Origin of the sequence: Haladaptatus sp. DYF46 (assembly GCF_021083305.1) — an archaeon.
Classification (GTDB): domain Archaea; phylum Halobacteriota; class Halobacteria; order Halobacteriales; family Haladaptataceae; genus Haladaptatus.
In genome coordinates this window covers 1,936,376-1,957,914 of the sequence record NZ_JAJFAY010000001.1, presented here as the reverse complement: position 1 = coordinate 1,957,914, position 21,539 = coordinate 1,936,376, and the positions used below count along the sequence as shown (strand labels likewise).

General features: G+C 62.5%; 18 protein-coding genes and 1 tRNA gene. 13 read left to right on the top strand and 6 right to left on the bottom strand.

The genetic code is table 11. From position 1 onward, the window contains the following. Nucleotides 1–301: 301 nt before the first annotated feature. On the top strand, nt 302–1,201 hold the full coding sequence (gene gnd, locus LJF34_RS10735) for a phosphogluconate dehydrogenase (NAD(+)-dependent, decarboxylating) (protein ID WP_231184958.1): 900 nt from the start codon (nt 302–304) through the stop codon (nt 1,199–1,201). A 51-nt stretch (nt 1,202–1,252) separates the two neighbouring features. Here gnd and LJF34_RS10730 read toward each other — a convergent pair whose 3' ends face one another. Continuing rightward, on the bottom strand, nt 1,253–2,005 hold the full coding sequence (locus LJF34_RS10730; RefSeq protein WP_231184957.1) for an FkbM family methyltransferase: 753 nt from the start codon (nt 2,003–2,005) through the stop codon (nt 1,253–1,255). Between the two features lie 170 nt (nt 2,006–2,175). On the opposite strand from LJF34_RS10730, the gene LJF34_RS10725 reads away from it, so the two are divergent. The 6 genes from LJF34_RS10725 to trpB all read left to right on the top strand — a co-directional run bounded on the left by LJF34_RS10725 (nt 2,176) and on the right by trpB (nt 9,699). Beyond that, nucleotides 2,176–2,751: a 2Fe-2S iron-sulfur cluster-binding protein gene (locus LJF34_RS10725; RefSeq protein ID WP_231184956.1), complete on the top strand. Its 576-nt coding sequence runs from the start codon at nt 2,176–2,178 to the stop codon at nt 2,749–2,751. A gap of 145 nt (nt 2,752–2,896) precedes the next feature. Beyond that, nucleotides 2,897–2,969, top strand: a tRNA-Arg gene (locus LJF34_RS10720). A 703-nt stretch (nt 2,970–3,672) separates the two neighbouring features. Then, nucleotides 3,673–5,097, top strand: coding sequence for an MATE family efflux transporter (locus LJF34_RS10715; protein ID WP_303646673.1), 1,425 nt, complete (start codon nt 3,673–3,675; stop codon nt 5,095–5,097). 156 nt (nt 5,098–5,253) lie between these two features. Further along, nucleotides 5,254–6,879 (top strand): alkaline phosphatase family protein, encoded by a 1,626-nt coding sequence (locus tag LJF34_RS10710; protein ID WP_231184955.1) that lies wholly within the window; start codon nt 5,254–5,256, stop codon nt 6,877–6,879. Nucleotides 6,880–6,935: 56 nt separating this feature from the next. Further along, nucleotides 6,936–8,441 (top strand): FAD-dependent oxidoreductase, encoded by a 1,506-nt coding sequence (locus LJF34_RS10705; protein WP_231184954.1) that lies wholly within the window; start codon nt 6,936–6,938, stop codon nt 8,439–8,441. Nucleotides 8,442–8,529: 88 nt separating this feature from the next. Next, nucleotides 8,530–9,699, top strand: a complete 1,170-nt coding sequence (gene trpB, locus LJF34_RS10700) for a tryptophan synthase subunit beta (RefSeq protein WP_231184953.1) — start codon at nt 8,530–8,532, stop codon at nt 9,697–9,699. Between the two features lie 30 nt (nt 9,700–9,729). Here trpB and LJF34_RS10695 read toward each other — a convergent pair whose 3' ends face one another. From LJF34_RS10695 to LJF34_RS10685, 3 genes are all read right to left on the bottom strand, one after another. Further along, a complete protein-coding gene (locus tag LJF34_RS10695; RefSeq protein WP_231184952.1) occupies nt 9,730–11,703 on the bottom strand; it encodes a 5'-nucleotidase C-terminal domain-containing protein in 1,974 nt (657 codons plus the stop codon). Between the two features lie 472 nt (nt 11,704–12,175). Further along, complete coding sequence (locus LJF34_RS10690) at nt 12,176–12,685, bottom strand: deoxyuridine 5'-triphosphate nucleotidohydrolase (protein WP_342765869.1); 510 nt, start codon at nt 12,683–12,685, stop codon at nt 12,176–12,178. Between the two features lie 58 nt (nt 12,686–12,743). Further along, nucleotides 12,744–13,430 carry a hypothetical protein gene (locus LJF34_RS10685; protein WP_231184950.1) on the bottom strand — a complete coding sequence of 229 codons (687 nt, stop codon included), beginning with the start codon at nt 13,428–13,430 and terminating at the stop codon, nt 12,744–12,746. Between the two features lie 127 nt (nt 13,431–13,557). Here LJF34_RS10685 and LJF34_RS10680 point away from each other — a divergent pair, with 127 nt between their 5' ends. The 6 genes from LJF34_RS10680 to LJF34_RS10655 all read left to right on the top strand — a co-directional run bounded on the left by LJF34_RS10680 (nt 13,558) and on the right by LJF34_RS10655 (nt 20,049). Then, nucleotides 13,558–14,322 carry a hypothetical protein gene (locus tag LJF34_RS10680; protein WP_231184949.1) on the top strand — a complete coding sequence of 255 codons (765 nt, stop codon included), beginning with the start codon at nt 13,558–13,560 and terminating at the stop codon, nt 14,320–14,322. 130 nt (nt 14,323–14,452) lie between these two features. Continuing rightward, nucleotides 14,453–16,432: an aconitate hydratase gene (locus tag LJF34_RS10675; protein WP_231184948.1), complete on the top strand. Its 1,980-nt coding sequence runs from the start codon at nt 14,453–14,455 to the stop codon at nt 16,430–16,432. Between the two features lie 488 nt (nt 16,433–16,920). Beyond that, nucleotides 16,921–17,391 (top strand): ribosomal protein S18-alanine N-acetyltransferase, encoded by a 471-nt coding sequence (gene rimI / locus LJF34_RS10670; RefSeq protein WP_231184947.1) that lies wholly within the window; start codon nt 16,921–16,923, stop codon nt 17,389–17,391. A 46-nt stretch (nt 17,392–17,437) separates the two neighbouring features. Next, nucleotides 17,438–17,866, top strand: a complete 429-nt coding sequence (locus tag LJF34_RS10665) for a DUF5810 domain-containing protein (RefSeq protein WP_231184946.1) — start codon at nt 17,438–17,440, stop codon at nt 17,864–17,866. Nucleotides 17,867–17,890: 24 nt separating this feature from the next. Beyond that, the gene (locus tag LJF34_RS10660) at nt 17,891–18,301 is read left to right on the top strand and encodes a DUF5809 family protein (protein ID WP_231184945.1); all 411 of its coding nucleotides are present in this window, start codon (nt 17,891–17,893) and stop codon (nt 18,299–18,301) included. A gap of 44 nt (nt 18,302–18,345) precedes the next feature. Next, on the top strand, nt 18,346–20,049 hold the full coding sequence (locus LJF34_RS10655; RefSeq protein ID WP_231184944.1) for an acyl-CoA dehydrogenase family protein: 1,704 nt from the start codon (nt 18,346–18,348) through the stop codon (nt 20,047–20,049). A 23-nt stretch (nt 20,050–20,072) separates the two neighbouring features. Here the strand turns inward: LJF34_RS10655 and LJF34_RS10650 are convergent, their stop codons facing one another. Both LJF34_RS10650 and LJF34_RS10645 read right to left on the bottom strand, forming a co-directional pair. Continuing rightward, nucleotides 20,073–20,513: a metal-dependent transcriptional regulator gene (locus tag LJF34_RS10650; protein ID WP_231184943.1), complete on the bottom strand. Its 441-nt coding sequence runs from the start codon at nt 20,511–20,513 to the stop codon at nt 20,073–20,075. Between the two features lie 98 nt (nt 20,514–20,611). Continuing rightward, complete coding sequence (locus tag LJF34_RS10645; RefSeq protein ID WP_231184942.1) at nt 20,612–21,229, bottom strand: DUF309 domain-containing protein; 618 nt, start codon at nt 21,227–21,229, stop codon at nt 20,612–20,614. Nucleotides 21,230–21,539: the final 310 nt, after the last annotated feature.

The window sequence follows — 21,539 nt, the reverse complement described above, 5'->3', positions numbered from 1 at the left end:
ATTATCTCACCTCCAAATGCAATAAAAGCTGAAATAATATTATAAATGTAGAACTTCAATTTATGATGGAAATGAATCCAAAAACGCGGAAGGGAGTCATCGTGCTCCTTTTTCTGCTCCTGATCGCCGGCATCCTCGGCGGGTTGGCTATCGGCTGAACATCGGTTTCGACGACAGGAACGGCACACCTGCGTACTACCGCTTTTCAACGATACTTCGAGACGTTCCTTCCCGGTCCACTTCGGCCTGACGCCCGGCCGGAACCGCAATCCCTACTTCACCCCCACCTCCACCTACTTCCATGCAACTGGGCGTCATCGGTTTGGGGCGAATGGGTCGAATCGTAGTGGACAGAACGCTGGCTGCCGGACACGACATCGTCGCCTACGACGTGGCCGAGGAGGCCGTCGAGTCCGCGGCCGAGGCGGGCGGGCAACCGGCCGATTCCGTCGCCGACCTCGCCGAGCAACTGGGCGAGGAGAAACGGATTTGGCTGATGGTTCCCGCCGGGGAACCGGTGGACGCCGCGCTCGAAGACGTGGAACCGTATCTCGACGGCGACGACGTGGTCGTGGACGGCGGCAACTCCTACTTCGAGGACTCCGTGCGCCGAGCGGAAACGACGTCGGCGGCGTACCTCGACTGCGGGACGAGCGGTGGCCCGGCGGGTGCCGAACTCGGCTTCTCGCTGATGGTCGGCGGACCCGAGTGGGCCTACGAGGAACTGACGCCCGTATTCGACGCCGTGGCGACTGGACCGGACGGCCACGACCGAATGGGGGAGTCGGGGTCGGGCCACTACGTCAAGATGGTTCACAACGGCGTCGAGTACGCGCTGATGCAGACCTACGGCGAAGGGTTCGAACTCCTCCACGAAGGCCGGTACGACCTCGACTTGGAGGCTGTCGCCCGAACGTGGAACAACGGCGCGGTCATCCGCTCGTGGCTCCTCGAACTCTGTGAGGAGGCGTTCCGCGAGGAGGGAACCGACTTGGGCGACGTGGCCGACCACATCGCTGGCGGTTCGACCGGCACGTGGACGGTCCAAGAGGCGCTCGAACAGGAGGTCCCGGTGCCGCTCATCTACGAGGCGCTTTCCGAGCGGTTCGGCAGTCGTTCGCCCGCCGAAGGTCGCTTCTCGCGTCGACTGGCGAACCGACTCCGATACGGTTTCGGTCGGCACGAAGTGAAACGGGACTGAGCGGGTTCACTCGCCACTTCGGGCGGGTTTCCCTGCGGTTCTTTCGCGTCGTTACCGCTTCGCTCGGAGCAAGTACGCGTGGTCTTGCGGGAGTTCCGCGTCCGAAAGCGATTCCCACGCGTTCTCCTCCCGATGCTCCGTCGCGGTCAGTTCGAACCCTTCGTCTCGTAGCAACTCGAACACATCCCGCGGTGTGTCGTTCGTTCGCGCCAGAAACCTCGGATGGATTTCGACGAACAGACAGCGAACGCCGTCCAGTTTCTCCCCCATTCCCCGAAGAACGCCGTACTCGTACCCTTCGACGTCGATTTTGACCACGTTTGGGTCGTCTCCATCGTACGTTTCGAGCGCCAGCATCTCAGTCGTCGTTCGCTCCCCGACGTACGCCTGAGTGATGAATGCGTCATCCGTCGCGTGCGTCCTGTTCAGGACGCGATAGTGGTAGTCGTTCGCTTCGAACCCGTGTATCTGGCTGCTCGGAACGCCGCACGCCTTGGCCAACGTGGTGAAGTACCCGAACTGGCTCCCGATGTCGTAAAACGTGTCCTCGGTATCGAATTCGTCGGAAATGGCGGCCGTCAACTGCGGTTCGTACTCGTCGCCTCGACCGAGTATCCGATACAGGTGCGAGCGTTTCGGCGCATAGAGCGACTCCGTCGCAGACCCCTTCGTCAGTCGAATCTCCCGCACGTCGACCGTCAGATATCGGCTGTACTGATAGAGGTGGTCGACGGGCGTGTTCTGTAACGCGGTGATGACCGGTCGCGGCAGTTTCGATACCGCATCCGCGATGACATCTGGCATATGTACAGAATCACCTCCCTCGAATATAAGTGTGCATGTCCGACATGTGCTTCGGCTTCCACCGATGCCACGACCAACCCACTCGTCTCTCCCATGCACGCCGTTCGGTGACGCCACGCATCCGCGTCAATCACAATGCTGTTAAACCACCGTTCCGTAGCCACCGCCATATGGTAAACGAACTGGGTCTGGGACTCGGGCTACTACTCGCCCTCATCGTGGTGACTCTGCACTACACGAAGGGTACAGAGTGGCGAATCGCGGACGACATCTCCCAAGAAGTGCTCGACCAGCGAGCGGCGAGCGTTCCCGAAACCGACTTCCCCGAACCGATGAACCGATCCATCGGTGGTGGCGGTGCGGTCGCCATCGGCGGCGGTGCGGAAGGCGAACTCGCGGGTGAGGGTGAAGAGGAAGAGGATACGGGTTTCGACCCGTCCGCCATCCCGGAGGACGAAGTCGAGTACTTCGAAGTCGAGTACGTCAACGAAGGCGAAACCATCGAAGTCGCCAGCAACGAAACCATCCTCGAAGCGGGTGAGGACGAGGGCTGGGACCTTCCCTACTCCTGCCGGGAGGGTCAGTGCCTGTCCTGTGGTGCGAAACTCGCCGACGGGGAACCCGACGACATCGTTCACAGCAACAACGACACCCTGAGCGAAGACGAACTCGACAATGGGTACTTCCTCTCCTGCACCGCGTACCCGCAGGCGGACATCGGCGTCGAGACGAACGAAACGCCGTAACGACGCTCTTCGCTTTCATCTCGGAACTTCGCCCGACGTCTCGATTTCTATTCCGTTTTCCGACCGTTCGTTTCTTTCTCGGGGAGCGGTGGCCGGGATGGCGGAGTCACAAAACTAAAGCCCTTCTGCACGAAGGAACGGGTGAGGGCGCGTAGCTCAGTGGACAGAGTTCTTGGTTCCGGACCAAGATGTCGCGGGTTCAAATCCCGTCGCGCCCGTACGCGTTTCGGCGAACGACGGTGAGTCGGAACCGAACTCCACGACGGATTTTGAAGTAGACGAGTCGCAGCCCGTGGAGCGACAGCGAGCAGGAACGTCTCGGCGTAGTTCAAATCCCGTCGCGCCCGCTCTCTGTGACGCCCGTGCGTCTAAACGGACCCAAGTAACGCCGTCCCTACTCGTCGATATCGCGCTTCAGGGGGTTGCTACTCGGTTCGTAGCTGGCAATTACTTAATTTTTCGGCCGCTGTGGTTGGCGTATGCCCTTCGAGTGCTTTCCAGAATACGCGGTCCGGAATCCCTCAAAGTGTGCCGTCGTTCGTCAAGTTTCCCGCCACGAATGGGTGGCTCGGACCGAGGAGGGTCGCTTTGCCTCCGGTTCGACGCCCGCCAGCGCCATCGCACGGTTGAAACGGTGATCCCTACGGCGACGCCGTCCGCGAAACCGCGTCTCTATCGGATACCCGTTTGGAGAGCGGGGAATCATGATGCTCGAAACGACGTGTTAAAACTCGCTTAGTAACCGTTTAACTCGCTGCTGGGACGTTTCACGCCATTCGCCGATTTCGAGCGCGTACGGTTCCGTACTCGGGACGGAAACGAGCGAACGACCACCAACGCGTCGGGCGGATTGCGGCACATCTTACCGACCCGTTTGCGATTCGAAATATTGAAACGGACCTATTTCGTTTCGAAAGTACGATGACCAGCACACAGCCCAGCAGCTCTATCACGGACGGTGGGCTGGTGCGACCGATGTTCGAACTCGCGTGGCCGATAGTCGTCATTCAACTGTTGCAGGTGATGTACAACGTCGCGGACACCTTCTGGTTGGGTCGACTGTCGTCCGATGCGGTCGGTGCGATGAGTATCGCGTTTCCGCTCATCTTCTTCCTCATCTCCGTCGCGGGCGGGTTTACGACGGCAGGGAGCATTCTCGTCGCCCAGTTTACCGGTGCGGACAGCGAGGGGTCGGCGGGCAAGGTCGCGGGCCAAATCCTTACGTTCGTGTCCGTTCTCGCCGTTCTCCTCGGAATCGCCGGGTACTTCCTCACCGAGCCGATGCTCACGTTGATGCCTTCACAGGGGGCGACGACCCTACAGGTCGTTCCGCTCGCACGGCGTTACATGGAGACGTACTTCCTCGGACTGCCGTTCCTGTTCGGCTTCTTCGTCTTCACGTCCCTGATGCGTGGATACGGCAACACGCGCACGCCGATGCGGATCATGATGGTCAGCGTGGCCGTCAACGTCGTCCTTGACCCGCTGCTCATCTTCGGCTTCGGGTCGCTCGACGGCATGGGCGTCCAAGGTGCGGCGCTCGCCACCATCTCGGCACGCGCCGTGGCGAGCGTTCTCGGCCTGTACGTCCTGTTTTTCACCGACGCGGGGCCGACCGTTCGATCGGACGATCTGGTCCCCGACTTCGATCTCATCTGGAAAATCGTCCGTATCGGGACGCCGAGCGCGCTCGAACAGTCCACGAGTTCGCTGGCGATGATCTCGCTGACCGCGATGGTCGTCCAGTTCGCGCCGCCCGTCGTCAGCGCCTACGGCCTCGGAAACCGTCTCGCGTCGCTCGTCTTCCTCCCCGCGATGGGGTTGGGTCGCGCGACGAACACCATGGTCGGGCAGAACTTGGGGGCGCGGAAACCGGACCGCGCGGAGCGGGCCGTTTGGCTCGCGGCGAAGGTCGGTGCCGGGGTGATGCTCATCGTTGCAATCGTTGCACTGCTGTTCCCACGCCCGATAGTCGGCGTTTTCATGGCGACGGGGACCCAGCAGGCGGATACGACGATCCGACTCGGCAGCGAGTATCTTCGGATCCGTTCCGCCGAGTTCGCGTTCATGGCGGTTTTACAGGTCCTCCTCGGCGCGTACCGCGGCGCGGGGAACACGAAACTGGCGATGGCCTTTTCGATGATAACCCTCTGGCTGGGCCGGGTCCCGGCGGTGTACTTCCTCGCGTTCGTCCGCGATATGGGGCCGACTGGCGTCTGGGTAGGCATGGCCTGCGGAAATATAATCGGTGCCTTCGTCGCCGCACTCTGGTTCACTCGCGGTACGTGGAAGCGCACGGTTATCGACGACCCCGCCGGGACGGTTGCCGACGGTAAAGGCGAATAACGATCGGCTGTCCGGTTTAAGAGTAACATAATAAAATGATTAGAGAGTGTAGGTGCCTCCAATGAGTCTGGCGACCGTCGCACTGCAAGATGACACCCCTTGCTTGGCGAACGAAACGAAAGCCGCGGGTCCAAACTACTGCCTGGGTGATGAAAAATGAGCAACGTAGACGTTCTTCTCATCGGAATCGACGCCGGATGCTTGCCCGTTTTCGAGCGCCTGTACGAAGACGACGGTATCCCGAATATCCGCTCTATCTGCGATGGCGGGGTTGCCGCACCGCTGGAATCACAGATGCCGCCGTGGACGCCGAGCGCGTGGCCGTCGCTGTACACCGGGGTCAACCCCGGGAAACACGGCGTCTGTGGGTTCGTCGCCTACGACGGATACGACTTTCACGTCGTCAGCGGCAGTGACGTCGAGGAACACGCCATCTGGACGCTGTTGGACAAACACGACCTCACGAGCGTCGTCGTGAACGTCCCCGTCACGCACCCTCCGGACGAAATCGACGGAGCGCTCATCCCCGGGTTCATCGGCCCCGAGGACCCACGCTGTCATCCCGAGGGACTGTTGGACGAGGTGCGCGACGCCATCGGCGAGTACCGCGTCTACCCGACCTACTCCCGCGAGGAATCCGACTACACGGACGCACAGAAGATGGACGAGTACACGAGTCTCGTTCGAATGCGCGGCGAGGCGTTTCGCTATCTGGCCGACAAACACGAACCCGATTTCGGCTTCGTCCAGTTCCAAAAGCCCGACACCGTCTTCCACGAGTTCGACGGCGACTGGGACAAGGTAAAGACCGTCTACGAGGAGACGGACAGACAGGTCGGCAAACTCCTCGAAGAGTGCGACCCGGACACCGTCTTCATCGCGAGCGACCACGGGATGGGACCGTACGAGAAGTACGAGTTCCGCGTCAACGAGTTCCTCCGCGACGAGGGCTACGTGAAGGCTCGAAAGGGGGGCCGCGGAATGCCGTCGTGGAACCCGATTCAGGACGAACTTCGCGAGGGGAAGGAGACGAAGACGTGGGAACCGAACACGCTCGAACGGATGGCCGCGAAGGCGGCCCAGTTCGGTTTCACCGCCCACCGGATTCGAACCGGATTGGAGAAGGTCGGACTCGCGGAAATCGCGAAGCAGTACGCGCCGAAGAACGTGGCGCGGACGGCGAACGAGCAGGTCGACTTCCCGAAGTCGGCCGCATACATGCGCGCCCGAACCGAACTCGGCGTGCGGATCAACCTCCAAGGGCGCGAACCGAACGGCATCGTTCCGCCGGACCGGTACGACGAGGTTCGTGACGACCTCATCGAGAAACTCAGCGGGGTCGAAACCCCGGACGGCGAACCCATATTCGGGGAAGTCGCGCCGCGCGAGACGTACTTCCACGGGAAGAACGCGGACAACGCGCCGGACATCGTGACGATTCCGAACGAGATGGGACAGTTCCTCTCGGCACAACTGCTCGGCGACTACTTCGCGCCGCCGACCGAACCGTGGAATCACAAACTCGAAGGTATCGTCGCCGCGAAGGGGGAGGGAATCGACGCGGATTCGATGCCGACCAAAGCGCACCTCTTCGACGTCGCCCCGACGGTCATGTCCGCGCTCGGAATCCCGTACAGCGACCGGATGGACGGCAACGTCATCCCGATAGTCGAGGACGCCGGCGCGCAGTCTTACCCCGCCTACGATGAGGACGACTCCGTCTCGATGGAGGATGACGCGGACGTCGAAGAGCGGTTGGCGGACCTCGGCTACATGCAGTAACTCCGGACGGCCACCTCTCTTATTTCGACGACTATCGAATCCAGCCCGGGGTTTCAATGAACGCGAACGACTTGCCGGGTGAAGGCGCATCGCTTTGGCTGGAGACGACGGAGGAAACCGACTACGGTTCGCTCGAAACCGGCGTCGACGTCGACGTCGCGATCGTCGGCGGCGGTATCGCCGGCCTCTCCACCGCCGCGGAGCTGATGGATTCGGAAAAGACGGTTGCCGTCCTCGAAGCCGACCGTGTCTGTTCGGGCGTCACGGCGCGGACGACGGCCAAACTGACGAGCCAGCACGGATTGAAATACGACCGGATCCGGTCACGGTTCGGGCGCGAGCGCGCCCGACAGTACGCGGCCGCCAACGAGGCGGCCATCGAAACCGTCGCCGAACGGGCGACGACTATCGACTGTGATTTCCGGCGACGACCCGCCTACACGTACGTCTCCGACGAAAACGACCGAAAGGACGTGCGGCGGGAGGTCGATGCCGCTCGAAGCGTCGGCCTTCCCGCGTCGTTCGTCGAAGAAGTGCCGACCGTTTCGGACGCGGTGGCGGGGGTTCGATTCGACGACCAAGCGCAGTTCCACCCGCGGAAGTACCTCCTCGGCGTGGCGGAGGAAATAGCGGCGGGTGGCTGTGACATCTTCGAAGGGACGCGAGTGACGGACGTTCGACCGGGTTCTCCGTGCGAAGTCGAGACGGAGGGTGGAACGGTAACAGCCACCGACGTCGTCCTCGCGTCGCACTTCCCGATACTGGACCCCGCCGGCTACTTCGCTCGAAACTATCCGAAACGGTCGTACGTGCTGGCCGTTCGGACGCGCGACCCGAAACCGGAGGGGATGTTCTACCGGTCGGGCGAACCGTACTTCTCCGTCCGGCAACACGAGACGGAGGGCGAGTCGTTCCTCCTCGTCGGCGGGCAGAATCACAAGACCGGACAGGGGGGTTCGACCGCGGACCGCTATCGAGCGCTCGAACGGGAGGCGAGACGACGGTTCGACGTCGAGGAGGTCGCCTACCGGTGGTCGACGCAGGACTACCGCTCGGTGGACGGCATGCCATTCGTCGGCCGCGCCGCGCCGTGGCGGAAGCACGTCTACGTCGCCACGGGGTTCGGCGGGTGGGGAATGTCGGGCGGTATCGCGGCGGGTCGTGTCCTCGCCGAGGAAATCGCGGGCGATGGAAGCGAATGGGCCGATGCGTTCGACCCGGGGCGATTGCCGCCGCTGTCGGACCTTCCCTCGCTCGCCGGGGAGAACGCGAACGTCGGAAAACGCTTCGTCGAGGATTGGGTGTCGAAACCGAGTAAAGCGGGAGCATCGCTCGCCCGGGGCGAGGCACGGGTCGTCCGTGAGGACGGCACACCCGTCGCCGAATACCGGGATGACGGCGGGGAACGTCACCGCGTCTCCGCGGTCTGTCCACACCTGAAGTGCGTCGTCGCGTGGAACGACGCGGAGAAGTCGTGGGACTGCCCGTGCCACGGGTCGCGCTTCGATTACGACGGGACACTTCTCGGCGGCCCCGCCGTTCGTGACCTCCAGAAGGAATAGCGCTCCCGAGTGGAACACATCTGTCCATTAGTGAGTTTTTATGTCCATTGGAGTAGACTTATGTTCATGGGGCGGGTATCCTTCTCCCATGTCACAGCAGGATTCAACCGAGTTCGGAACGTTCGGTGGCCGACACGTCCCCGAACCGCTCGAAGAACCGCTCGAAGGGTTGGCACGGGCCTACGACGAAATCTCGGGGACCGAAAAGTTCCAGCGCGAGTTCGGAAAGTTGCTCGAATCCTTCGCGGGACGGCCGACACCGCTCTATCACGCGGAACGACTCTCCGAGGCGTACGGCGCGCAAATCTACCTGAAGCGGGAGGACTTGCTCCACGGCGGCGCACACAAGATCAACAACTGTCTCGGACAGGCCCTGTTAGCGAAGCAGGCGGGGAAGGACCGACTCATCGCCGAAACCGGTGCGGGTCAACACGGCACCGCCACCGCGATGGTCGGCGCGCTCCTCGACATCCCCACCGAGATTTACATGGGGAAAAAGGACGTGGAGCGCCAGAAGATGAACGTCTTCCGCATGCGTCTGATGGGCGCGGAGGTGAACGAAGTCACCCGCGGCGACTCCGGGTTGGCCGATGCTGTCGACGCCGCGTTGGAGGACTTCGCGCACAACGTGGACGACACCCACTACCTCGTCGGCAGCGTCGTCGGCCCCGACCCGTTCCCCCGGATGGTCCGCGACTTCCAGTCCGTCATCGGCGTGGAAGCGCGACGCCAGATTCAGGAGGAGACCGGAAGCCTGCCGGACGCGGCCGTCGCGTGCGTCGGCGGCGGGTCGAACGCAATCGGCCTCTTTCACGCGTTCCGCGACGACCCCGTGGAACTCTACGGCGCGGAGGGCGGCGGCGACGGGTCGGATTCGACCCGTCACGCGGCCCCGCTGGCGAACGGAAAGACCGACATCCTCCACGGGATGCGAACCCGCATCCTGAACGACGACGTGGAGGTCCACTCCGTCTCGGCGGGCCTCGACTATCCCGGCGTCGGCCCGGAACACGCCCGGTTCCGCGAAACCGGCCGCTGTGAGTACACCGGCGTCACCGACGACGAGGCCCTCGCCGCGTTCCGCGAACTGAGCGAGTCGGAGGGAATCATCCCAGCGCTCGAATCCAGCCACGCCCTCGCGCTGGCGAAGCAGCTCGCGGAGGAGCGCGACGAGGACGACGTGATTCTGATCAACCTGAGCGGACGCGGCGACAAGGACATGGAACAGGCCGCCGAGATGTTCGACCTCGGGGACTGACCCGCGAAAAGGGACGGTTTCGAAACGCGATTACGCGGCCGCCATCGACGGCACGGTGCGCCGATTCGCGTCGTTCGTCTCGTTCGTCTCGTTCGTCTCGTTCGCCGCCTGCTGTTCTCCGTTGGTGCCGAGCGTCGCGGTCACGTCGGCGTTCAACCGCGAGTGATTGAAGTAAACTTGGTCGTACTTCGAGGAACTATAACTTCCGTAGAGATCGAGGTCCGCCGTTCGCTCGCATCCGAGGAGCGCCGCGAGTTCGGCGTCGTCGAAGCGAACTGCGAGGGTTCTCTCCTCGGCGTCGTACGTGACCTTCTCGGCCGCGACGGTGCGGTCGTCGGGCGTCGATATCACGAACGAGTCCGCGACGGTTCCGTCGTAGTCCTCCGGTGCATCGAAGCGCATGACGACCTTCCCGTGTTCGTCGAGGCGAACCGAGGCGTCATCGAGGGTGGTGTCCACCCGCTGAATCCGGCCCTCGGTCGTCGGCGCTATTCGTCCTCTCTCCTTCAGATAATCCACGACGACCGTCGAAATCAGTTCATCCGTTCGCTGAACGACCGGTTTGTCAACGAGCGGGTAGCCGTCTCCGCCGCCCTTCATGAAACTGTTCACGGCGACTTCGTACGTCGCGTTCGGGTCGACGGGTTCGCCGTTCACGGTCACGTCCCGAATGTGATCGCGTCCCTCGTGGCCGACCCACTCGAACCCGACGCCGCTGACCTGCATCGACATCTCCGCACCGTACTGCTGTCCGGCCTCGCTCTCCAACGTCGTAATCTGACTCGCGAGCGTCTCCTCCAGTTCGCTGCCCGTGAGTTCGACGGTGACGACGGTGTTTCCGAACGGGAGCGTGTTGAACACGTCGCCGCCCGTGATGTTTCCGGGGCCGTAGACGCCGTCCGACCGGATGCCACCGGCGTTGGTGATGGCGACGTCGGCGCCCGTTCTCGCGCGCATCGCGTCGGTGACGAGGTCCCCGTAGTTGCTCTCGCGGTGATAGTTGGTCGCGAACCGAGCGTCGAGCGGCGTCTCCGAGTACGCGATGGTCGAGTCGAGGTCGACCTCGGCGCGATAGCCGTTGATGATGTCCGAGGCGGTCTCATTCTTCGGCGTCGAGTCGGTGATGTTCAGCAACCGGCCGTTCGCGGCGACGACGTCGCCGTCCTCGACGGTGAGGTTGATCTCGCTCAGGAACTCGGCGCGCGCTCTGGTCTCGCTGATGATGGTTCCGTCCACGACGCGGGGCCGATAGACGACCTCGTCGTGCCCCGTCAGCACGACGTCGGTGTCGGTCCGCTTTGCGACCGTCTCGGCCCCGTTCGTCCCTTCGTGGAGCAGAACGACCATCACGTCCACGTCCTCCTTCTCGCGGAGAACTCGCTCGTACTTCCGAATCGAGGGAACGACCGGTTTCGCGGTTATGCCGTTCGCCGAGAGGTTCTCCGAAACGGAGCCATCGACGCCGGGGTAGATGGCACCGACGACGCCGACTTTGACGCCGTCCTTCTCGACGACTTCGTACGGTTTCGCTCCCTCGATGGGTTCACCCGTCGTCTCGTTGACGAGGTTCGAAGCGACCCACGGGAAGTCGGAGGCGCGGGACGCGTTGGCAAACTCGTCGGTGCCGTAATCGAGGTCGTGGTTCCCGATGGTGTCGGCGTCCGGGCCGATGCGGTTCAACACGTCGACCGGCGCGTGCCACTTCGAGACGGGCGAGAGCGCGTGCGGTGACAACTCGTCACCGCCCCCCATCACGAACGTCGGGTTGTCGTGAGCGGCCCGTCGCTCGTCGATTCGATGGACGAGTCGGGGCAGATTGCCGTCCTTCGCGGCGGCGGTCTGGATGTCGTTGTAGGAGAGGATGGTTACGTTCGTCGCGTTGTTCGCGGCCGCGTCGGCCGAGTCCGTATCGGTTTGTCGCCCGCTGGTACCCACACCGAGCGCGGGAAGCGCCCCCGCGCTAACGATGCAGACGAGCAGGATGAGTGCTGTAGCGCGTCGCATTCATCCTGGTAGAGTTATCATTCGATGTTAATTGTATCTATGAGGTGTTGATAGTATAACTGATTCTATGGATACAAATATACCTCATCGGGGGACATGTGATTTTACTTCATCTATATCTCGGGATATCGAAGCGAAGGCGCCTAGAATCATGCGTGACTTTCGCCCGGGGTTCGGTCCACGAACGCCTTCGCAAAATCCGTTCGTTTCGAACCATCTCCGTCAATACGACAAACGGCGAGGGTACCCGTTTCAAACAGCCAAACTGCTACTCGTCCCGACAATCGGGACATCGGTCGTCTTCGACGTATATTTCGAGCAACTGCTCTCCGCATTCGACACATCGTTCCAGTACGTCCTCCTCTTCCACGCTCGTTCACGACGCAATCGAAACCCGATAGAAATAGTCGTATCGATTTTCCTAGTGTCAATCGTTCACACCACTCTCGATTCGCTTCGTTCCCGATTCCACTCAGTCCAGGTTCTCGCCCTGATAGTCCCCGTCGTAGGTTCCGTCGTGGTCCGCCTCGGCGAAAACGAGTTGCGCGATACGTGCACCCCGTTCGAGTTCGATGTCGTGGTGGACCTGCAACAACCCTTCACCCTTCCCCTTGTAACCGGCGTCCCAAACCGCCGTGTTGAGCATGCAGGAGTTCCGCATGAGCGATGAACGGGGGTACACGAAGCCGACGTGTCCGTCCGGGATTTCGATGATTTCCTCGTACTGGACGATGTAACCGCCCTGTGGCAGGTAGTAGTTCTCCGGCGATTTCTCGGTTATCTGCTCGGATTCGACCTGCCGTCGGTCGCCGATCTCCTTGCCGTTGCGCCCGATTCGGCCCGAGTCCCGCTGTTCGTACACCGTCTCCAACGTCAAATCGACGCCGTTCGGTTGCACCTGTTGCCGTCTGACCTCCGAGACGTGTTCCGCGACGAACGTTCCGCTCTCGAACATAGACGGACGGCGTGTCCGAGACGGTATAGCCGTTACCGTTCTCGGGCAGTTCGGGTGACACTCACTCGCTCACACTGTCCGTCGTTTATTCGCGTCGTTCGACCGTCCCGACGGTCGCTCCGTCCGCCGCGTCGAGTTCGTCGGCCCGAACCACCTCGACGCGGGCGTCCGAACCCAATCGCACGTGATCGCCGACGACGGTTCCGACGTCGACGTGGTCGAGCGCCACGCGGTCGCCTTCGACGTGTTCCGCCCGGAGGAACCCGTCCGGTCGATGCCGGGAGACGACGACGGAGTCCCCGACGAGACGTGAAACCACCGAGTCGGATACGAGGTCGAATCCGACGTCGTCCGCTTCGACGCGTCCCGCTTCTATCGCGCCACGAATCCTGACCGTTCCGGCCTGTATCGTCCGGGCCTCGACCGCGCCGGACGCCTCGAACCCGTCGGCTTTCACGTGTTCGAGCTGTACCGACCCCGAACACTCGAACGCATCGGCGGCGGTCGTTCCCGTCGCCGACAGCGACCCCGAGACGGTGATATCGGCTGCCGTCACGTCCCCATCGACGTTCGTCGCCCCGGAGACCGTCATCGTGTCCACACGGAGATCGCTCTGCACCGTCGTCGCACCGGACAGTTTCGCCCGTTCGACCCGAACGTCTCCGTCGACGGTCAGTACGCCCGAAACATCCAACCGGTCCGCGATTACCTCGTCGTACGTCGCGATTCCCGCGACTCGAACCCGCTTGTCGTGCCCGCTTTGTGTGTGCATCGTTCTCGGTGTTGCGTGGGGCACTTCATAAATCTATGCACTAGTTGTGCGTTCGTTGTGAGCTGAATGTGTATTTGATGTGTGCTCTATGGAAACCGTTATGCTTCTCCGGCTGGTAGTCGGTTTCATGAGCCGAGACATTCGGATCTCAATCGACGACGACGAGGTGTTCGAACGGCTGAAACGGCGAAAGCGAGAACTCGACCTCTCGTGGGAGGAGGCCCTCCGCCGCGGATTGGAGCGCGGACACGGCGGACACTGGGACCGTCACGGAAAGAACCCACACGCGCGCTCGCCACGAGGGACGTCGCCCCCGTCGGGACACGACCCTCGAAACCGCGGTCAGGGTCGCAGCCACGGGCGCGGTCGTGGCCGCGGTGGCGATACCCGCGGTAAGGGATACCCGAGTCCGTTCGACCCCGATTTCGGCGACCGGCTTCGACGCGAAATCGAGGAGTCCGTGCAGGACTCGATGCAATCGGTCGAAGAGTCGATGCACGCCGTCGGCGAGTCGGTGGGTGCCGTCGGGGAGGGATTGGGAACGGAAATCGACCGACTGGAGGACGCGGAAGACGCCGTCCTCTCCTTCCCGTTTCTCACCGACGAGCGCGCACAGGTACCGCTCCGGGTGAACCTGAAGACCAGCGCCGACGGGTTGTCCGTCGACGTCGTCGCGGTTCGTCGCGGCAAGAGTACCGGGGAGACCAATCGCTTCGCCGACGACCAACGGGCCGAGATAAACCGCTGGCTAGCGGAGGGAAAGACCGTTCGACTCGAACTTCAGAACGGGACCGAAGCGTACGACGTCGTTCCGGCGCTCTCGTGGAGTCGCGCCGACGACGGAACGCCGACCGTGACCGACGTCGAAATCGCCGACGTTCGGTTCGACTGACGGTCGCGTCCATCCCTTTTCAGTTCCTTTATTTTCGCAATGATTGCCGGACGAGAACCGAATTTACCACGAATGATGAAAACGTAAACACGCGGGATTTATACCTTCGGAGGGTCGATATTCGTCCGATATGGGACAAACACTGACGGAAAAGATTCTCGGCGACCACCTCGTCGAGGGCGAACTCGAAACCGGTGAGGAAATCGGAATCGAGATCGACCAAGTTCTCACACAGGACACGACTGGGACCCTCGTGTGGCTCCAGTTCGAGGCGCTCGACATGGACGAGGTCCAGACCGAGATCGCCGCCCAGTACTGTGACCACCAGACCTACCAGTTCGACTTCAAGAACACGGACGACCACCGCTTCCTCCGCTCCGCGGCGGGCACGTTCGGTGCACACTACTCCCGTCCGGGTAACGGTATCTGTCACAACGTCCACAAGGAGAACTTCGCGGCACCCGGCAAGACGATGCTCGGCTCCGACTCCCACACCCCGACCCCCGGTGGTCTGGGCGAACTCGCCATCGGTTCCGGCGGTCTCGACGTCGCGGTCGCCATGGGTGGCGGCCCGTACTACATCGAGATGCCCGAGATCGTCAGCGTCCGCCTCGAAGGCGAACTCCCCGAGTGGGCGACCGCGAAGGACGTCATCCTCGAGATGCTCCGCCGCTTCTCCGTGAAGGGCGGCGTCGGCAAAATCTTCGAGTACACCGGTCCTGGCGTCGATACGCTCTCGGTCCCCGAGCGAACGACTATCACGAACATGGGAACGGAACTCGGCGCGACCACCTCCATCTTCCCGACGGACGAGAAGACCGAGGAGTGGCTCTCGCGCCTCGGCCGCGAGGACGAATACGTCGACCTCCAGCCCGACGACGATGCGGAGTACGACGACGAAATCGTCGTCGACCTCTCCGACCTCGAACCGCTCATCGCACAACCGTCCATGCCCGACAAGGTCGTCCCGGTCCGCGAAGTCGCTGGGCAGTCGGTCGACCAAGTCATGATCGGTTCCTGCACGAACGGCGGCTACGAGGACATCCTCCCCGCCGCGAAGATGCTCGAAGGCCGCACGGTCAACCGGAAGACGGACCTCATCGTCGCTCCGGCGTCCAAACAGGCCTCCGAGATGCTCGCCCGTGAGGGCTGGGTCGCGGAACTGATGGCGGCAGGCGTCAACTTCTCCGAGGCGACCTGCGGTGCGTGTATCGGTATCGGCCACGTTCCGGCGTCCGACTCCGTCTCGCTCCGCACCTTCAACCGCAACTTCGAGGGTCGCTCCGGTATCGAGGACGACTCCGTCTACCTCTGTTCGCCCGAAGTCGCCACGGCGGCGGCCATCAAAGGCGAAATCATCGACCCCCGAGACCTCGCCGACGAACTCGGCGACATGGACGCACCCGAGTTCGAACTGGGTGACAACTACGGTACCAGCGCCGACGATCCCGACCTCATCTCGCCCGAGCAGGCCGTCGACGACGACCTCATCAAAGGCCCGAACATCGGCGACGTCCCGCTGAAGGACGAACTCGACTCCAAACTCGAAGGCCCGGCCCTGCTCAAGATGCAGGACAACATCACGACCGACCACATCATCCCGGCGACCCAGGACATCCTGATGTACCGGTCGAACATCCCGAAACTCTCCGAGTTCACGCTCTCGCGCGTCGACGACACGTTCGCACAGCGCGCGCTCGACGCCGACGGCGGCTTCCTCGTCGCCGGCGAGAACTACGGACAGGGTAGCTCGCGCGAACACGCGGCCCTGTGCCCGATGTACCTCGGCGTGGAAGGCGTCCTCGCACAGAGCTTCGCCCGCATCCACAAGGCCAACCTGTTCAACTTCGGTCTGATTCCCCTCGAAATCAGCGAGGAGGACTACGAGAAGTTCGAACAGGGCGACGACATCGAAATCGTCGACGACGTCGCGGAAGCGGTCCGCTCCGGTCAGAAGGAGTTCACGGTCCGCGTGAACGACGACTGGGAACTCACCGCGACCCTCGACGCCTCCGAACGCGAGCGCCAGATTCTCGCCGACGGTGGCAAACTGCCGCACACGAAAAAGCAGGTCGAAGGCGGCGACGCGGCGGCCTCCGCGGACGACTAGAACCCACCTTTCAGCACCCACCTTTTACGACGGTCGCAGGCAGGAGTGACGACTGTTGTCGTCACTCCTGCTGGCTTCCTGTAAAAGCTGGACCAAAAGCACTCCTTTTTCATTTCGCATTGGAAGAGCGAAGCTCTTCCATGCTCCATTCAATTGTCGGCCCGCTCACTTCGTTCGCGGTGAGTGTGCTAGTTCTCGCGGTTGGTCGGCCTGCTACCGAACCAGCAGTGTGACATTCTATGAGCAACCGCAAGCGACACACCTGCCAGCGGTCAGCTGTCCACCGGAAAATCGAAGATTTTCCGGGCCAAGGAACCCCCGACGGAGCGACTGAAAGGAGCGACGGAAGCGGGGTGACGCCGTGCTTTTGGTCCAGCTTTTTCCAGGGAAGTAGGCCGAGAGCGAGCGCGTTTCGCGCTCGCTCTCGGCACCTGACCGCAGAAAAAGGTGGGGTTGAAGTTTTAGTTGTGCGCGTCGAATACGCATCTGTGACTTCCACAGCGAGCGAGACGGGTTCGATTTCGATTCGCCCGGCAGAGGAAGCCGACTTGCTCGCCATCTTTCGAATCGAGAAATCCTCGTTCAGCCAACCGTGGCCGTTCGCGGCGTTCGAGCGATACGTGGACGAACCGACGTTTCTGGTCGCCACGGACGGGATGAAAATCGTCGGCTACGTCGTCGCCGACACGATTCCGAACCACGGCCGGGCGCTCGGACATATCAAGGACATCGCGGTCCACCCCTCGCGTCGGGGAGAGGGAATCGGAAAAGAACTGTTGAAACAAGCGCTCTCCGGCCTCCACGTGCGCGGAACGTACAGCGTCAAACTGGAGGTGCGGGCGAGCAACGACCCGGCGATTTCCCTGTATCGGGAGTTCGGCTTCCGCTATCTGCGGACGATACCACGGTACTACGGCGACGGCGAGGACGCGCTCGTGATGATCGTCGAACTCGACTGACCCGCGGACTGAACGACTTTTCAGTCCGGACGCCGTACACCGATCCATGGGATATGCGTGTCCGGTGTGTGAAACGCCGCAGTCCGACGGGGAACACCTCGCCAACCATCTCGCCTTCGCGGCCATTCTCGGCGATTCGGACCACGAATCGTGGCTCGACGAGTACGCGCCGGGATGGAACGAGGAGGGTCCCGACGAACTCGCACCTCGAATCACGGAGTACGCGGACGAAGCGGAGTACCCGCAGGTGTTCGAGGATACGGTTCACGACAACGGACACGGCCACGACCACGGCGGCGGACTGGAGGACGAACTCCAGCAAGCGGGCGGCTACGGTCGGGACGCGACCATGGGCGCTGATGCTCAGCAAATAATGGCGGAGGCACGCCAGATGACCGAACGGATGTTCGACGACGAGGAGGACGCCGACGACGCGGCGACCGTGGACGACGAATCGAAGGACGAAAACGAATAGTTTCTCCCCCGAGAACGACTCGCCATGGAGACACACGGAATCTTCGCTCCGGAGACCGAAGGCGCTGTCCGCGAACAGTACGAGGACGTCGGACCGGTCGCACAGACCGTCGTCAAGGAGACGGCGAAGGCGATGGACTTCGACCGCGAGGAGTACGGCGAACGCGTGACGGGCGACGTGGTCGCGACGGCACGGGACGCCCTGTTCGCCTCGCTCCTCGAAATCAAAACTGGAACGCGGGACGAGTTCGAGGCGGACGTTCCCGACGGGTTCGACGTCCACGTCGAGGGAAGCGACAACGTCGATAACGTCGCGTGGCACGTCGCCCCGGCGACGGAGACGGCCGTCGCGGCGACCTACCAGCAAAAGGAGGAGGCGGCGATTGCAACCCTCCAACGCATCGCCTTCGGCCGGGTGTACCGGGACGTCGTTTAAACGGGACATGGTTTAATTGGTTTCCGCCCGATTTGTCGGTCAGTATGACCGTCGAATACGGGCAGTTCGACCGCGGACGCGGGATGAACTACTGGCAGTACGACCCCGTTTTGCAGCACGAAGTCGAGCGCACCTACCCCGGCGACAGGGGATGGGCGGAGGAGCGCTTCGACGAGTTCGGCGACATCGTCGGGCGGGTCGTCGCCCCGAACTCGGACACCATCGACGAACACGGTCCGGAACTGCACCGGTACGACCGGTTCGGAGGGCGCATCAACGAAATCGAGTATCATCCGGCCCAGTTCGAAAACGAGCGATTGGTGTACGGTGCGGGATGTGTGGCCGACTCGTTTCGCACGCCGCCGGACCGCGACGCCCCGGCGTCCATGCTGCACCATCTGGCGATGGACTACCTCCTCGCGTACGCGGACGTGGGCCTGACGTGTCCCGTCGCCATGACCGCGGGCGTGGCCCTCGTGTTGGAGCGCTTCGACGGCGGCCGCGACGGTCCGCTGTCCGACTTTTACGACCGATTGACCACCCGCGAGTACGACGACCTGTTGCAGGGCGCGATGTTCCTCACGGAACGACAGGGCGGAAGCGACGTCGGTGCGACCGAAACCGTCGCGGAACGCACCGATGACGGATGGCGGTTGACCGGCGAGAAGTGGTTCTGCTCGAACGTCGATTCCGGGGCCATCCTCACGCTCGCGCGGACGCCGGACGCGCCCGACGGAACTGACGGCCTCTCGCTCTTTTTGGTTCCGGGGACGAAACCGGACGGGGACCGCGACGTTCTCGTCCGTCGGTTGAAGGACAAACTCGGGACGGTCAGCGTTCCGACCGGCGAAGTCGAGTTCCGTGGCACCGACGCGTACCTCGTCGGCGAACTGGAATCCGGGTTCCGGTACATGTCCGAGATGCTCAACCTCGAACGCATCGCCAACGCTTTCGCGTCCTGCGGTCTCATCGGACGAGCGTTGTTGGAGAGCAAGATTCGGGCCGCGAATCGCGAAGCGTTCGGCAACCCAATCGACCGATATCCGCTCATGCGCCGCGACTTGGTGGAGATGGCCGTGGCGCACGAGGCGGCCACCGCGTTCACGTTCGATGCCGGGCGCGCGTTCGACCGCTACCACCGCGGCGACGACGAGGCCTTCGCGCTGATGCGCCTCCTCGTTCCGATCGCCAAGTCCCGAACCGGTAGCATGGCCGTCGATGTCGCGTCGTACGCGATGGAAATCCACGGGGGCAACGGCTACGTGAACGATTTCGTCACGAACCGCCTCCTCCGCGACGCACAGGTGCTTCCGATTTGGGAAGGAACTTCGAACATCCTCTCGCTCGACGTGCTTCGTGCGCTCGCGCGCGAGGAGGCACACGAACCGGCGATGGCCCTGATCCGTGACCGACTGAACGGCGTGGAACACGACGACTTCGCCGACCTCGTGGCGACCACCCGCGACGAACTCGATGACCTACGCGATGCCTTGGTGACGTTGGCGACGGCGGACGAGGAGTACGCTCAACTCCACGCGAAGGAACTGGCCGAGTACGTCTTCGACGTGTACACCGCCGCGCTGTTGCTGTCGGAGGCGGACGGCGAACTCGCGGCGGGCAACGAACGGAAGGAGCTGGTCGCTCGCCAGTTCATCGCCGACGCGTTCGGTCGCTCCGATGCGCGAGGAATCCCCTCCGGGGATACCCTTTCGCTCGATGCGTTCGAGAAAATCGTCCGGTTCGCGTAGTCGCGTAGATCCGTCCGGGTCGCTTACTTCGCTTCGGCGTCGCGCACGTCGTCACAGCATTCGTTGTACTCGCTCTTCGGTGCGCTACACTCCCCGGCACACGGATGGTCGATGTGTTCGCGGATGCGGGCCGCCACCTCGTCCGAGAGGGCGTTCCCCATCTCCCGCGCCTCCTCCGGATCGTCGATTTCGAGGTCGCCCAGCAGGAAGTTCTCCGCGAGGCAGTGTTTCCACATGACTTCGCGTGCGGTGTCCTCGCCGTCGTCCGTGAGGGTCGCGCCCTTGTACTTCTCGTAGGTCGCAAGGTCGCGCGCTTCGAGCGTCCCGAGCATTTCGGTGACGCTGGCCGCACTCACGTCCAACGCCGTCGCCAACTCGCCTGTTTTGGCCGGACGGCCGGTGCTCTCGCTGACGAGGTGAATCGTACTGAGATAGCGTCCGACGCTCGCGGAAACCTCGCTCATCGTCTGACTCTAGCGGGTGTCACGGACATAAATCATTCCCACCGTCCGATTCGTCCCGGAACATCGCGAACGGTAGTCGTGAACGAACGTCGGGATCGTCACTCGAACAACCCGTCCACGTCCGTCTCCCGAAACTCCCGCTTTTCGACGTGCTGGCCGAGGCGCTGTGCTATCAGCGCCCTGTCTTCGGGTTGGCGGACGAAATCCATGAGGAACGTGATGAATCGACTTCCCTCGTCCCCGGATTTCAGGTCGGCACGTGCGAACTCCACCGCCCGTTCGAACGTCGATTCGTCGTAGCCGAACTCCTCGGCCAGAACGACGGCGGCAACCGAGGATTCCTCGAAGCCGAGGTCGTCGGGACGGAGAACGATTCCGCGGCTGGTCAGTCTCGGCGGCGCGTTGCGCTCGACGTGTTCGGGGTCGTCCCGAACCGCGCGGAGGTAGGTACGAACCGCCTCGACGTTGATGCCCCGATAATCGTTCGGAAGTCCGCCGAGATACGCGGCCGCGCTATCCGCGAGGCCCCGCATTCCAGCCCAGTTCCCGTCGCCCGCGTGGTACACCACCGCCGTGAACTGAATCAGTCCGTGGAGAAGTCGCTCGTCCTCGGTATCCCGTTCGAGGTCCAGCCAGTGATCCTCCCACGCGTCGTGGGCGGCGTGGAACTCGCCGGCGTTGTAGATTGCGACCCCGGCCCGCAGGGAAGCGTCCATACGGTTCATTCCCCGCCGCCGATGAAAAACTCCTCCGGACGAATGCTCTTCCGAACGACGACAAACGGCTCGAAAAGGGTGATGCAGGACCTGACGGAGCCACCGTCAGTGGGTGTAACCGTGGATACCGGTTACTTCGCTGTTTTCTTGACGGCCCATTTCTTCAAGTCACGAACGAACAGTCGGTAGTTCTCAACTTTACTCATACACGAGTAAATATTCTCGCAAGGGTCAAAAGTGTCACGGTTCGCGCCATATTTGGCCTGTCACACCATGGCAAACGCACGGTCGGCGAAACCTGCGCGAACGA